Origin of the sequence: Streptomyces lunaelactis (assembly GCF_003054555.1) — a bacterium.
GTDB lineage: Bacteria > Actinomycetota > Actinomycetes > Streptomycetales > Streptomycetaceae > Streptomyces > Streptomyces lunaelactis.
In genome coordinates, this window is sequence record NZ_CP026304.1 from 2,871,974 (window position 1) to 2,885,877 (window position 13,904).

Sequence of the window (13,904 nt, forward strand, 5' to 3'; positions counted from 1 at the left end):
CACGAGAGCCCCCATCGACGTGAGCGACGGGGGCTCTCTACTGCTCCGGAGTCTCAGGCGGACGCAGGGGGCTGCTCCCCCGCCTCGATGGGCACGAGACGCGCAGGGTTGAACTTGTTGCCCTTGGACCGGTCGTGCGGCATCACCCGCCACATGCCACCCAACGCAATGACGACTTCCCGCTTGTCGGCAGGAGTGAGCGCATGCCACCCCTCGTGGATGTCCCCCGCGAGCAGCCTGCGCAGCACCCGCGGGGCACGGGAGGTGACGAACGCCCGGGAGTCCTTCACGCGCGCCTCGATCAGTGACCTGGCCTCGCGGTACTCCGCGAGACTGACCTGCTTGCGGGCCCACATACCCGCAAGCTCTTTCAGCTGCTGCTCGTCCTCCGCCAGGGAGCGCCGTGCGTCGTCGGTCGCCTCAGTCGTGGCCGCGTGCCGGAGCTGTTCAAGGACTTGCGGTCCCGATAGGCCCTCGAGAACACGCCGTTCGATCTCTGCCTCTACCGGCTCAGCCTTGATCGCGATCTTCCCGCAGCCGCCCCGGGGAGTGGCGCACCAGTAGCGCACGCCGTTGTTGCCCTGCGCGCCGGGCATGGTCCGCCCGCACTTCGAGCAGACCAGGACCCCGGTAAGCCACCGCTGCAGCGTCAAGTCAACATTCCTCACTCGCCCTGCCAACCGGGCGCATACGTCCTCCCATTGGCCCCTGTCCAGGATAGGAGGCCACACGGCGTCCCCTACGACGTCCCCGCGGTGCGCGCGCAGGCCGGCCACCCGGGGCTTGGTGACGATCGACTTCACGCTTCGGGAGTTCCACGGGGCCCCGGTGACGGTAGGTACCTCCCTGGCCTGCAAGTCAGCCGCAATGGCGTTCAGGGACTCGTCGTCCAGGATGCGGCCGGCTATCTCCCGGACGATCTCCGCCTCTTCGGGGACGATCTCCAGGTTCCTTACGTCATAGCCGTACCCGCGAAACCCTCCCCCGCCGGGCTTGCCTGCTGCTGCGAGCTCCTCATGCTTACGGGCGACGCGGCGTCCCGTGTCGCTACTGGACTTGTTGGCCATGACCGTCATCACCCGCGCCATGGCAATGTCGCTCGAGTTCGCCAGGCGCAGCGACCCCGAGACGCTCTCCACGGGGAGGTGCGGGTAGCCGGACTGCACCACGTCCACGAGGTCTTCCAGGTCCCTCATATCGCGCGCAACGCGGTCAAGGTCGTAGGCGATGAGTCCGTCAAATTCGCCCGACGCAAGACCGTCCAGGACGTACCGGAATCGCGGCCGGACCGTGCGCAGGACGGATGTTCCGTCCGGCAGCTTGATGCGCTTGCGCTTGTACGCGCTGGTGTCGTTCTCGGTGACGACTTGCGCGACTGTCCATCCGAGACGCTGGGCAAGGCTTCGGCAGTCCTCTTCCTGCCGGCCTACACCCTGGGCATCTCCGGCTTTGTCATCGCTGATCCGGACGAGAATCACGGCCCTTGAAGGAGTCATGTTCATAGGTTACCATCGACACATCGCGTCACCAATTCCGTTTACTTCGCGGAGTTCGCCGACGGACCGGAAACCGCCGTGCTGAGTGCGGTAGTCGATGATGTGCTGGGCCAGTACGGGACCGACGCCGGGCAACGTGTCGAGCTGCTCGACAGTGGCGGCGTTGAGGCTCACGGGCCCCGCGGCCTGCGCGCCGCCGCCCGTACCCGATCCGCCGGCCCCCGATCCGCTCGCGACCGGGCCCGGCGGCGCGGGCCCGCCCACCACCACCTGCTCGCCGTCCACGAGCACCCGGGCTCGGTTGAGCCCGGTCAGATCCGTACCGGCTCTGACACCTCCGGCCGCCCGCAGTGCGTCGGCGACCCGGGATCCGGCCGGCAGCTGGAGCACCCCCGGCCGGCGCACCTTGCCGCTCACGTCGACGACGATCCGCCCGCCAGGCCCTCCGGCCCCGGCGCCCGAAGGCGCCGGCGGCACCCCCGGCGAAGGCTGCGGCTGCGGCTCCGGTGTGGCCGCACTCTGCTGGACCAGCTCCGGGGCGCGTACGGACTGGGGCCGCCCCACCCAGAAGTACTGGGCCGCAAAGACTCCGGCGACCACGAGAACGACGGCGAGCGCGGCGAGAGTCCGGGGCTCGAGCCCGCACCTGAGCTGCACCCACAAGGGCAGCCGCTCCCGCAGTGCAAGGCCCGCCCGCCGTCGGGCGTCCGTCCCCGCGTCTGTCTCGGTACGAACGCCCTCATCCAGTCGGGAGCGCGCGACAGCCGCGTCAAGCCCCGTGCCCGCACTGCGCGGTGGAGCCTCGAAGAGCGCGTCCGCCCGGCGGCGCAGTGCTGTGGTCGCCGCGGCGGACACCCGCCTCCCGCGGAGCCGCGCCGGACGGCCCGGTCCACGGCCGGATCCACGGCCCGGGCCGCGGCTTGATCCTGAGCCGCGACCATGACGGGCGCGGCTGTCCGAGGCCGGGGCGCGGCCCGGGCCACTGGTTGCGGAGCGTGATCGAAGAGCCATGTCACAGGACGGTAGGCACATCCGTCCGACCTCGCTGAGCAGGCCACATTTCCGTGGACAGCCGCCCCGATGTGGACAACTCGCTCACCCTCAAAGGTGATTGGCGCGCCGCTCAGCAGCCACACCGCCCATCAGCCGCGCCGCTCAGCAGCAACGCCACTCAGCGCGGCGAAACCACAGCCCCGAGCAGCCCCGGCCCCGTATGCGCCCCGATCACCGCGCCCACCTCACTCACATGCAGATCGGCCAGACCGGGAACCCGCTCGCGCAGCCGCCCCGCCAGCGACGCAGCCCGCTCCGGCGCGGCCAGATGATGTACCGCGATGTCCACCCGGCTCGTACCGGCCCGGTCGACGACGATCTCCTCCAGCCGGGCGATCGCCTTCGACGCCGTGCGCACCTTCTCTAGCAGCTCGATCCGGCCGCCGTCCAGCTGGAGCAGCGGTTTCACCGCGAGCGCGGAGCCCAGCAGCGCCTGCGCGGCCCCGATCCGGCCGCCGCGGCGCAGGTAGTCCAGCGTGTCGACGTAGAAGTACGCGGACGTGCCCGCGGCCCGCTTCTCCGCGGCCGCCACCGCGTCGTCCAGCGTGCCGCCCGCCTCGGCCGCCTCCGCGGCCGCGAGCGCGCAGAATCCCAGGGCCATCGCGACCATCCCGGTGTCCACCACCCGCACCGGCACCGGAGCGTCCTTGGCGGCCAGCACGGCGGCGTCGTACGTCCCCGAGAACTCCGCCGACAGATGCAGCGATACGATCCCGGTCGCGCCGGCCTCCGCGCACCGCCGGTACGCCTCGGAGAACACCTCGGGGCTCGGCCGGGAGGTGGTCACGGGGCGTCGCTTCTGCAACGCCAGCGCCAGCGAGCGGGCCGAGATCTCGGTGCCCTCCTCAAACGCCTGATCACCGAGTACCACGGTCAGCGGCACCGCGACGATGGCGTGCCGCTCCATCGTCGGCGGCGGCAGGTAGGCCGTGGAATCGGTGACGATCGCGACATGGCGGGACATGAGCGGGAGGTTACCCGCAGGGGCCGCCGGGCGGCAGCCCGGCCCCGTGGCAAAGATCGCGTCGCCCCCGCCGAAGGACCAGTGCGTGGCGTGCGAACTGCCCCGCCGAGGGACCGGTTCGCGGTCTCCTGGCAGCCCGGCCGGAGGAACGGTTCGATTTCCGCACTGCCCGGCCAGGAGGATCAGCTCACTTCCGGACCGCCCGGCCGGAGGATCAGTTGGTGGTCTCCGGGCGGGCGCTCTTCTGCCAGGGGTAGGTGGTCTGCTGCCTCGGGTCGCGGGCCGTGATCGCCTGCGGCTCCGCCTCAGAAGCGGCCCCCGGCTCGGGCCAGGTCTGCTCCGCCGGCACCTCGGAGGCCCCAGCGCCCCCGGCCGTCCGCCCGGCCTCCGGCCAGGATGCCGGCTCCCCGTCCGGCACATCCGCGGCCGACCAGTGCCGCAACGCCCCGGCCTCCACGTCGATCTGATCGCTCAGCGCGTCCAGATCATCGTCCGCGAACTTCCGCGCCCGGTCCCGCGCCGCCCATCGCAGCGACTCGGCCGAATGTGTGATCCGCTCCGTACGCTCGCGCAGTCCGGGCAGCAGCGAGGCCACCGTCGCCCGGTCCGGCTCGCGCTCCAGTCGCTTGAGTTCATCGTCGAGCTCTCGACCGTGCCCGCTCAGCCGACGGAACAGCGCGAGCGACTCGGACAGCGAGGCGTCCTCCGCCACGCCCGCGTGCAGCGCGTCCTGCGTGGCCCTCATCGACGTACGCAGCGCCAGCCGCAGCTGCGCCAGCTCGCCGACCACACCGCCCTGCCCATAGCTCTTCGCCCGCAGCGTGGTCTCCTCGACGGTGCGGCGGGCCTGGGTGACCGTGCGCTCCACACCGCGCTTGGCCGCTCCGACCACCTTCACGGTCACATACACCCCCAACGCCACAAGGGCGACGAAAAGCAGCGCCAGAATCAGTATCGCGGCTTCCATGGGCGCCCCTCCGGCGTCGGATGTTGTCCTCCCACCGTAAACGGAAAGGGCAGGCCAAGGGTTCCAGGGGAACCCCCAACCTGCCCGTAGGGGAAACCCCTGTCACCCCGGCCGGGCCCGCGCGGGAGCCTCGCCGGAACGGCCCGGAGACTACGCGGGCACGATGTTGACCAGCTTCGGCGCCCGCACGATCACCTTGCGAATGCCCGCGCCGCCCAGCGCCGCGACCACGGCCTCGTCACCCAGCGCCAACGCCTCCAGGTCCGCCTCCGAGATCGACGGGGGGACCTCCAGCCGCGCCCTGACCTTGCCCTTGATCTGCACCACGCACGTCACGGACTCGTCCACGACATACGCCGGGTCGGCGACCGGGAAGTCCTGGTGCACGACCGAGTCGCTGTGCCCCAGCCGGTGCCACAGCTCCTCGGCGATGTGCGGGGCCAGCGGGGCGATCAGCAGCACCAGCTGCTCCGCCACGCTCCGCGACAGCGGGCCGCCCACCTTGGTCAGATAGTTGTTCAGCTCGGTGATCTTGGCGATGGCGGTGTTGAAGCGCAGCCCCGCCAGGTCCCCTCCCGCACCGTCGATCGCCTTGTGCAGGGCGCGCAGGGCCGCCTCGTCGGCCTCGGTGTCGACGACCGTGATCTCACCGGTGGTCTCGTCGACGACATTGCGCCACAGTCGCTGCAGCAGCCGGTACTGGCCGACGACGGCCCGGGTGTCCCACGGCCGGGAAACATCCAGGGGCCCCATCGCCATCTCGTACAGGCGCAGGGTGTCCGCACCGTACTCGGCGCAGATCTCGTCCGGAGTGACGGCGTTCTTCAGGGACTTGCCCATCTTGCCCAGCTCGCGCTTGACGGGCTCGCCCTCGAAGTAGAACTTGCCGTCCCGCTCCTCGACCTCGGCGGCCGTCACCGGGAAGCCGCGGCTGTCCCGGTAGACGTACGCCTGGATCATGCCCTGGTTGTACAGCTTGTGGAACGGCTCGACCGAGGAGACGTGCCCCAGGTCGAACAGCACCTTGGACCAGAAGCGCGCGTACAGCAGGTGCAGCACGGCGTGCTCCGCACCGCCCACGTACAGGTCGACGCCGCCGTGCGGCTGCCCTTCGCGCGGACCCATCCAGTACTGCTCGATCGCCGGGTCGACCAGCTTCTCGCTGTTGTGCGGGTCCAGATAGCGCAGCTCGTACCAGCACGAACCCGCCCAGTTGGGCATGGTGTTGGTCTCCCGGCGGTAGCGCTTGACGCCGTCGCCCAGGTCCAGCTCCACATTGACCCAGTCCTCGTTGCGCGACAGCGGCGTCTCGGGCCGGGTGTCCGCGTCGTCAGGATCAAACGTACGAGGCGAGTAGTCGTCGACCTCCGGCAGCTCCAGCGGCAGCATCGAATCGGGCAGCCCGTGCGCGACGCCGTCCTCGTCGTAGACGATCGGGAAGGGCTCGCCCCAGTAGCGCTGGCGGCTGAACAGCCAGTCACGCAGCCGGAAGTTGACCGTTCCCTCGCCGATGCCTCGGGCGTCCAGCCAATCGGTGATCTTCGCCTTGGCGCCGACGACACCCAGGCCGTCCAGCGAGATCTCGGCGCTCGCGGAGTTGACGATCTTCGCTTCGTACGAGACGAAGGCGTCGTCCCAGGTCGACGGGTCCGTGCCGCGGCCGTCGCTCGGCTCGACCACACAGCGCATCGGCAGCTCGAAGGCGCGCGCGAAGGCGAAGTCACGGCTGTCGTGCGCCGGGACGGCCATGATCGCGCCGGTGCCGTAACCCATCAGCACGTAGTCCGCGATGAAGACCGGGACCTTCTCGCCGCTGACCGGGTTGGTCGCGTACGTGCCGGTGAAGACGCCGGTCTTGTCCTTGGCCTCGGCCTGCCGCTCGACATCGGACTTCGAAGCGGCCTGCTTGCGGTACGCCGCGACGGCGTCGACCGGAGTGGCGTGCCCGCCGGTCCACACGTCGTGCGTGCCCTCGGGCCAGACGGCCGGGGTGATCTTCTCGACCAGCTCGTGCTCGGGCGCCAGCACCATGTATGTCGCGCCGAACAGCGTGTCCTGGCGGGTGGTGAAGACGGTGATCGCGTCCTCGCCGACGGGGAAGTCGACGCGCGCGCCCTCGCTGCGGCCGATCCAGTTGCGCTGCTGCAGCTTGATGGCCTCGGGCCAGTCCAGCGCGTCCAGGTCATTCAGCAGCCGGTCGGCGTAGGCGGTGATGCGCATGTTCCACTGGCGCAGCTTCGCCTTGAAGACCGGGAAGTTGCCGCGCTCGGAACGACCGTCCGCAGTGACCTCTTCGTTGGCCAGTACGGTGCCCAGCCCCGGGCACCAGTTGACGGGCGCGTCGGAGGCGTACGCCAGCCGGTAGCCACCCAGCACCTCGGCGCGCTCGACGGCGCTCAGCTCGCTCCACGCGCGCGTGCCCGGCGCCGAGCGCTCACCGCTCTCGAACTGGGCGACCAGCTCGTCGATCGGACGGGCCCTGTCGGCGTCCTCGTCGTACCAGGAGTTGAAGATCTGCAGGAAGATCCACTGGGTCCACTTGTAGTACTCGGGGTCGATCGTCGCGACGGACCGCCGCTTGTCGTGGCCCAGGCCCAGCCGGCGCAGCTGGACCTTCATGTTGTCCATGGCCGCCTCGGTGGACACCCGGGGGTGCGTGCCGGTGGCCACCGCGTGCTGCTCGGCGGGCAGGCCGAAGGCGTCGAAGCCGAGTGTGTGCAGGACGTTGTGCCCCGTCATGCGCTGGTGGCGGGCGTAGACGTCGGTGGCGATGTAGCCCAGCGGGTGGCCGACGTGCAGGCCGGTGCCCGAGGGGTACGGGAACATGTCCATGATGAACTTCTTGGGCTTGGCGACCAGCTCCGGGTCGCCCGCCAGATCACCACTCGGGTTGGGCGCCTCGTACGTGCCCTCGGCGTCCCAGACGTCCTGCCAGCGTGCCTCGATGCCGGCGGCCATGGCAGCCGTATAGCGGTGCGCTGCGGCCACCTCTGTGGCAGCGGAATTCGTCTCGCTCATGATCCCTAAAGCTCCATCGATCGTCTCTGCCTGCGCTGTGACATCCACCGAAATGAAAAAGCCCCTCGCACAGGAGGGGACGCCGCGCCGATTCCAACCGGATCTTTGATCCGTCGGGACTGATCAGCGCGGCTCGCTAAGCAGAAGGCGTACGGCACGCATGGCGTCAGGGTACCGCAGCGAGTGAACCGGGTGCGTAGGAGTAATCCCGACAGGGCATGGCTGCCGCCGGCAGCGCGGAGGGGACCCGCAGCGGGTTCCGCTCGCGCCCTCGGGCGGGCTCGGAGCACGTTCCGCTCGCGCCCTCAGGTGGGCTCGGAGCGGGTTCCGGTCAGGACACCCGGAGCGGCCGCCAGCGGGTTCCGGACCCATCGCGCGAGCGGCCGTCGGCGGATTCCGGTCACATGCCCCGAAGGCCCCCGGCGAGCATGGATGCCTGCCCCGAAAGGTTCCGCAGGGATCACCGGCGCACGCTCCGAGAGGTTCCGCAAGGATCACCCGCTTACGTCCCGAGGGGTTCCGCAATGATCACCGACGCACGATCCGAAGGGTTCCGCGCGGATCACCCACGCACTCCCCATCGCGTTCCGGCAGTCGTCGGCAGACGTTCCGAAACGGTCACACTGAGCACCGACTCATGCACCGAGCCGACCAAGTTACTCCGCGTATCGACCTTATCCGGGGCAACCCCAGAGTCAGTTGACTGTGGTTCCGCTCTCTAAACGAGCAAACCTCGTACTGTCCGGTATGGGTGGACCTAGCATGCGTCAACGGGACCGCCTTTCCCGCACCATTCGGAGTCGCCCCATGAAGCCTCATCGCAAGAGCCGTTCGTCGCCCGCGCCCAGCCCCGGTCTGAGCCGCCCCGTCCAAGGCGGCCTTTCCGTCGCAGCGTTGGTGCTCCTACCCCTGCTCGCCATCGGCGGGAGTGACAGCTTTCGCTCTGCGCTCGACTTCACCACCGGGGTTCTGTCCCTGGTGTCATTGACCGCTTCCGTCGCGTGGGGCCTGATCGCCACCGACAGGTTGCTGCTGTCCACACGCCACCGGCTGCTCGCCCAGGGCATCCACCGGTCCACCGCGATCGCCTCGCTCGGCTTCCTTCTGCTGCACGGCACCGTGAAGGTCTCACTGGGACACGTAGAACTCCTGGGTGCCCTGGTCCCGTTCGGACTCGGCGTCAGCGGTACGTCCGGACTCATCGGCTTCGGTTCGCTGGCCGGCCTCCTCATGGTTGTAGCAGCCACGACCGGCGCACTGCGCAGCGCCCTGGCCGGCAACATCCGCATTGCGGGCCGCTGGCGGCCGCTGCACATGCTGGCCTACCCGGCCTGGTGCTCGGCGCTGGTGCACGGTCTGTACACCGGCCGGCCCGCCGCGACCTGGGTGATGGTGATGTACTGCCTCGCGCTCACCGGGGTCGCCGCCGCCGTGTGCGTACGGCTGATGCCGCGTCCGGTGCAGCGCCGCATCGCCAACAAGATCATGTACCTCCTCGGCCGCAGCGGCGACGGTCCCGCGACGGACGAGCAGCTGCGTCGCGACCTCGGAACCTCCCCCCTCCCGGGTGCCACGGGTGTGACCGCGCCGGCCGGCCTGAACGACATGAACGGCCGCAGCGGCATGAACGGCATTCCGCAGCAGCGCGCGTACGAGCAGGAGTTCCAGCGCCCGTCGTCCCTCGGCCAGGCGCGCGCCCAGCCCCGACGGCTCGCGGCCCCCTCGCCGCAGCTGTACGAGGTGCCGATGCCGCCGGCCCCCGAGCCGACGATGAGCAGCGGCACCGGTCCGGGCCCCGGAATATCCGCCGCCTATCGCGCGGTCTCCCTCGCCGCCGAGACGGCCCCGCTCGCCGAGCGCGTACCGATGACCGAGGAGATACCCGTCGTGTCGGAGTCGGGGCCCGCACCGGGCGGCCTGTGGCCGACTCCTTCGCCGCCGCCGCCCGCGCAGGCCGTCCCTTCCGCGCCCGCCGTGCCCGCCGTGCCCCCGGCCTACGAGCCCCCTCCCGCTTACGAGCCCACACCTTCGTACGACGCTCCTTCCTCGTACGACACCCCTTCCTCGTACGACGCCCCTCCCTCCTTCAACACCTCTCCCACGTACGACACACCTCCCCCTTACGACCCCTTGTCCCCGCACGATCCCCGACCGCCCCGACCTCCCCGTACGAAACCGGCAGCGCCGCCACGTACGAGGACACAGCGCCGATGCCCGGACCGCTCTTCCCGCCCCCGGCCGGGGAACCCTGGCACGCACCCGCAGGAGACCGACCGTGAACACCCCTCTCCCCGATGTCCCCGAGGTCCGCGTCGTCGGCCTTCCCCAGCTGACGCAGGGTTTCGACCTTGTCGAGCGCCTCGACCTCCCCATGCATCTCAAGGTGCACGGCCCTCTTGAACCCATGAGCGGCGAGCGGCTCGCGCAGCTCGCCGACGACATAACCCTGCGCGGCCGTGGTGGTGCCGGCTTCCCTTTCGGGCAGAAGCTCCGCGCCGTGGCGAAGTCCGCCATCCGGCGCGGGGTGCGGCCCGTCGTCGTGATCAACGGCAGTGAGGGCGAGCCCGCCTGCCGCAAGGACACCGTTCTGCTCAACCGCGCCCCCCATCTGATCCTGGACGGCGCCCTGATCGCCGCAGAGGCGCTCGGCGCGCGCACCCTGGTCGTCGCGGTCACCCGTAACTCCACGGAGATCTCCATGCGCGCCGCCCTCGCCGAGCGCGGACTCTCCGACCGGCGCGGGCAGCAGCTGCGCGCGCGAGTGGTCCGCACTCCCGAGCGCATGGTCTCCGGCGAGGCCTCCTCCGTCATCCGCGCGGTGAACGGCGGCCCCGCCCTGCCGCCCGGCCGTCGTGAGCGCGCCTCCGACACCGGAGTCGGCGGTGCCCCCACCCTGCTGTCCAACGCGGAGACGTTCGCGCAGCTCGCCATCGGCGCCCGCATCGGCGCCCACCGCTACAGCCACACCGGCCTCGACACCGAGCCGGGCACCGTGATGCTGACGATCTCCGGGGCGGTGGCGCGCCCGATGGTCGTCGAGGTCCCCACGGGTGTACCCCTGCGGTACGTACTGCAGCTGGCGGGTGCCCCGCCGCTCCCCCAGGGCGTGCTGACGGGCGGCTACCACGGCAACTGGATCGACTCGATCGCCGTCCACGAGGCGCTCGTCTCACGCGAGTCCCTGGCCTCCGTGGGCGGCTCGCTGGGCGCCGGCGCGATCCTGCCGATCGGCCCCGAGACCTGCCCGCTGGGCGAGGCGCTGCGGGTGGCCAACTGGCTCGCCGCCGAGACCGCCGGCCAGTGCGGCCCCTGCAAGCTCGGCCTGCCCGCCGCGGCCGGTGGCCTGTCCGACGTGATGAACGGTGGCGGCCCTGCCGCCCTGGAGGCGCTGCGCGAGGTCACCCAGGCCGTGAAGGGCCGGGGCGCGTGCAAGCACCCCGACGGCTCCGCGCGGTTCTTCGCCTCGACCCTGTCCGCCTTCACCGACGACCTCGCCGCCCATGTGCTCGACGGCGGCTGCGGACGCGAGACGGTCGGCGTGCTGCCGCTTCCCAATCCCGGCTACGAAGAGGCGGAGGAGTCGATTCCGAGCGGTGAGAAGCTCGCCGTCGACTGGACGCTCTGCCAGGGCCACGGGCTCTGCGCGGACATCGTCCCCGAGCTGATCCGGCTCGGCCCCGACGGCTACCCGGCGGTGGCCGACGCGACCGTTCCGATGCATCTGCGGGGGCGCTCACAGCGGGCTGTACGCCGCTGTCCCGCGCTGGCGCTCCGTATCGAGCAGGCACCGGCCGAGCGGGCCCCCGCGCCCACCAGCCGCCCAGCTCTGCCCAGCAGCAACCGCAAGGCCCTTGGCAGCGGCCGCGGTTGACGGACACACAAGGAAGCGGGCCATCCGATCCGGATGGCCCGCTTCCTTGTTTCTACCGCTTCTGTGGAGCTAAGGAGAATTGAACTCCTGACCTCCTGCATGCCATGCAGGCGCTCTACCAACTGAGCTATAGCCCCTTGAGTGCGCCACCCAGATCCGGGGTTTCCCCCGCGGCGACGTCGACAACATTAACGCTCCGCCTGGTCCATCACCAAATCGTTTCCGGTCTGTACGGACAAGGCCGGTAACGTCCCTTTTCTCGCTGCCATCATGCTGTGGCGAACGAGTAGAACCGCTTGAGAGTGCAGTGCTCGTCGAGGAGACGGCCGTAGATCGGCTCCCCCTCGAGTTCCCGGTAGGTCTCGATGGGGTCGCCCTTTATGATCAGCGCCCGCGCGCACTCCTCGCACCAGTACTGGTACTCGGGATTGACCGGGTCCATGTCCCGGACGATCGGCGTACCACTGCCGCACCAGTCGCATTTCCGCCTGTGTGCACCCATCACTCAGCTCCAGCTGTGGCCGCAGGCCGTGCACACGTAGGAAACCCCGCCGTTGTCGCCGAGGACTTGGGCGACATGCGCCGATCCGCAGGACGGGCAACTGAGACGAGCACGTACCTCCGCCGTGGCAAGCAGGTCATCGGCCTCCTCGCTACTGCTGGCGGACATCGTGCTCTCCCTCCCGTCCTGGCCGGTGTCCCCTCCGGCCGTCCGATTCTGCCATGGCCACGCAAGAGGGTCAGCGGCGATTCCGTACCAGACCTGCCACCGCGCCCAAGATCGACGCGGCTGCCGGCGCGAGGGCGCTCACCCACTGCGCATCCGCGGACCTCTGGCTCCCGGGAGCTGTCAGCCGATTCAGGAAGAGTGTGCCGAATGCGGCGACGCCGATCACCAGGCCGAGCTGAGTGACGGTCACCAGCAGACCGCCGGCATCGGCCGCGTCCTCCTGCCGCACGGTCGCGCCGTCCTGACGACCAACCCCGCCTCCCGCGAACTTGCGCGCCTGAGGGTCCGCGCGGGTCGGCGAGGTCTGGCGAGCGAGGCCGGGAAAGGCGAAATCCCGCCCTCTAGTGAGGACGGGATCCGGATTGTGGAGCTAAGGAGAATTGAACTCCTGACCTCCTGCATGCCATGCAGGCGCTCTACCAACTGAGCTATAGCCCCGCGTGTTCTTCGCGCTCCGCGCTGCGAACAAGAAGAACTTTAGCCTGCGACCTGCCGGAAAGTGAAATCCGGGGGTGCGGGGCCGGACACCGGCCCGGCCTGGCCGAGGAGTCGCTCAGTCGTCGTCGCCGAGGACCGGTTCCGGCAGCGTGCCGGCGTTGTGCTCAAGGAGCCGCCAGCCGCGAGCGCCCTCGCCGAGCACCGACCAGCAGCAGTTCGTGAGACCGCCGAGCCCCTCCCAGTGGTGGGCCTCCAGACCGAGCAGTCGGCCGATGGTGGTGCGGATCGTGCCGCCGTGGCTGACGACGACGAGCGTGCCGTCGTCGGGCAGCTTCTCGGCGTGGTGGAGCACCACAGGAGCGGCCCGGTCGGCGACCTCGGTCTCCAGCTCGCCGCCGCCGCGGCGCACGGGTTCGCCGCGCTTCCAGGCGGCGTACTGCTCGCCGTACTGCCCGACGATCTCCTCGTGGGTCAGCCCCTGCCAGGCACCGGCGTACGTCTCGCGCAGGGCGGCGTCGTAGGAGATGTCGAGCCCGGTGATCCCGGCCAGCTCGCCGGCCGTGGCCGCTGCCCGCTTGAGGTCCGAGGCGACGATCGCGTCGGGCTTCAGCGAGGCGAGCAGCCGGGCGGCGCGGCGCGCCTGGGCGACGCCGGCCTCGGTCAGGGCAATGTCCGTGGAGCCCTGGAAGCGGCGCTCCAGGTTCCAGGCGGTCTGGCCGTGCCGCCACAGGACGACGCGGCGGCCCCTGCTGCGCTTGCTGGTGTCGCTGCCGTTCAGCTCAGCTCACCTTCCGGGTCGCCGGTGAGCTGCGCGTGCTCCTCGGCCTTGCCGCGGGTCTTCAGTGCGTCCTCGGGGAGAGGCAGCTCGGGGCAGTCCTTCCACAGCCGCTCCAGGGCGTAGAAGACACGCTCCTCGCTGTGCTGGACGTGCACGACGATGTCGATGTAGTCGAGCAGGATCCAGCGGGCGTCGCGGTCGCCCTCGCGGCGCACCGGCTTGGCGCCGAGCTCCTTGTTGAGCCGCTCCTCGATCTCGTCGACGATCGACTTGACCTGGCGGTCGTTGGGCGCGGAGGCGAGCAGGAATGCGTCGGTGATCGACAGCACATCACTGACGTCGTACGCGATGATGTCGTGCGCGAGCCGGTCGGCGGCCGCCTGAGCGGCGGCGTTGACGAGCTCGATGGAGCGATCCGTGGCGGTCACAAGCAGGCTTTCGTCGGCGGTCAAGAACCCTTCAAGGGTCTCACGGACCGCCGACAGCCCTTGCCGCGATTATTTCGGCCCCCTACGGCCGGCCCTGATCGCCGAATCCGGTGCCGATCCTGGTTGCCGTTCCTCGTCGTCCGATCCTCGTCGTCCGATCC

At 70.2% G+C, this 13,904-nt stretch carries 11 protein-coding genes, 2 tRNA genes and 1 pseudogene; 2 read left to right on the plus strand and 12 right to left on the minus strand.

What is annotated here, in order from left to right; genetic code table 11:
• Positions 1-53: 53 nt before the first annotated feature.
• From SLUN_RS13045 to leuS, 5 genes are all read right to left on the minus strand, one after another.
• Positions 54-1,496, minus strand: a complete 1,443-nt coding sequence (locus SLUN_RS13045) for a recombinase family protein (RefSeq protein ID WP_159100244.1) — start codon at positions 1,494-1,496, stop codon at positions 54-56.
• A 9-nt stretch (positions 1,497-1,505) separates the two neighbouring features.
• The gene (locus SLUN_RS13050; protein ID WP_108148655.1) at positions 1,506-2,507 is read right to left on the minus strand and encodes a ComEA family DNA-binding protein; all 1,002 of its coding nucleotides are present in this window, start codon (positions 2,505-2,507) and stop codon (positions 1,506-1,508) included.
• A gap of 160 nt (positions 2,508-2,667) precedes the next feature.
• Positions 2,668-3,513 (minus strand): DegV family protein, encoded by an 846-nt coding sequence (locus tag SLUN_RS13055; protein ID WP_108148656.1) that lies wholly within the window; start codon positions 3,511-3,513, stop codon positions 2,668-2,670.
• Between the two features lie 214 nt (positions 3,514-3,727).
• Positions 3,728-4,480, minus strand: coding sequence for a hypothetical protein (locus SLUN_RS13060; protein ID WP_108148657.1), 753 nt, complete (start codon positions 4,478-4,480; stop codon positions 3,728-3,730).
• A gap of 150 nt (positions 4,481-4,630) precedes the next feature.
• On the minus strand, positions 4,631-7,498 hold the full coding sequence (leuS, locus tag SLUN_RS13065) for a leucine--tRNA ligase (protein ID WP_108148658.1): 2,868 nt from the start codon (positions 7,496-7,498) through the stop codon (positions 4,631-4,633).
• An 897-nt stretch (positions 7,499-8,395) separates the two neighbouring features.
• Here leuS and SLUN_RS13070 point away from each other — a divergent pair.
• Both SLUN_RS13070 and SLUN_RS13075 read left to right on the plus strand, forming a co-directional pair.
• Entirely contained in the window at positions 8,396-9,898 is a 1,503-nt protein-coding gene (locus tag SLUN_RS13070) for a ferric reductase-like transmembrane domain-containing protein (protein WP_257153916.1), read from the plus strand.
• Complete coding sequence (locus tag SLUN_RS13075; protein WP_254705158.1) at positions 9,828-11,369, plus strand: NADH-quinone oxidoreductase subunit NuoF family protein; 1,542 nt, start codon at positions 9,828-9,830, stop codon at positions 11,367-11,369. Before SLUN_RS13070 ends, SLUN_RS13075 begins: the two co-directional genes overlap by 71 nt.
• Positions 11,370-11,433: 64 nt before the next feature.
• On the opposite strand, the gene SLUN_RS13080 is transcribed toward SLUN_RS13075, so the two are convergent.
• The 7 genes and pseudogenes from SLUN_RS13080 to rsfS form a co-directional block, all read right to left on the minus strand.
• Positions 11,434-11,506 (minus strand) — tRNA-Ala (locus SLUN_RS13080).
• Between the two features lie 131 nt (positions 11,507-11,637).
• The gene (locus SLUN_RS13085) at positions 11,638-11,871 is read right to left on the minus strand and encodes a hypothetical protein (RefSeq protein WP_026277450.1); all 234 of its coding nucleotides are present in this window, start codon (positions 11,869-11,871) and stop codon (positions 11,638-11,640) included.
• 3 nt (positions 11,872-11,874) lie between these two features.
• Positions 11,875-12,039 (minus strand): hypothetical protein, encoded by a 165-nt coding sequence (locus tag SLUN_RS39965; RefSeq protein ID WP_170146572.1) that lies wholly within the window; start codon positions 12,037-12,039, stop codon positions 11,875-11,877.
• A 70-nt stretch (positions 12,040-12,109) separates the two neighbouring features.
• Positions 12,110-12,334, minus strand: a pseudogene (locus tag SLUN_RS13090) (MFS transporter); the annotation flags it as partial.
• 130 nt (positions 12,335-12,464) lie between these two features.
• Positions 12,465-12,537: transfer RNA gene (locus tag SLUN_RS13095), tRNA-Ala, on the minus strand.
• A 115-nt stretch (positions 12,538-12,652) separates the two neighbouring features.
• On the minus strand, positions 12,653-13,315 hold the full coding sequence (locus SLUN_RS13100; protein ID WP_108148661.1) for a histidine phosphatase family protein: 663 nt from the start codon (positions 13,313-13,315) through the stop codon (positions 12,653-12,655).
• Positions 13,312-13,743, minus strand: a complete 432-nt coding sequence (gene rsfS / locus SLUN_RS13105; protein ID WP_108154707.1) for a ribosome silencing factor — start codon at positions 13,741-13,743, stop codon at positions 13,312-13,314. Before rsfS ends, SLUN_RS13100 begins: the two co-directional genes overlap by 4 nt.
• Positions 13,744-13,904: the final 161 nt, after the last annotated feature.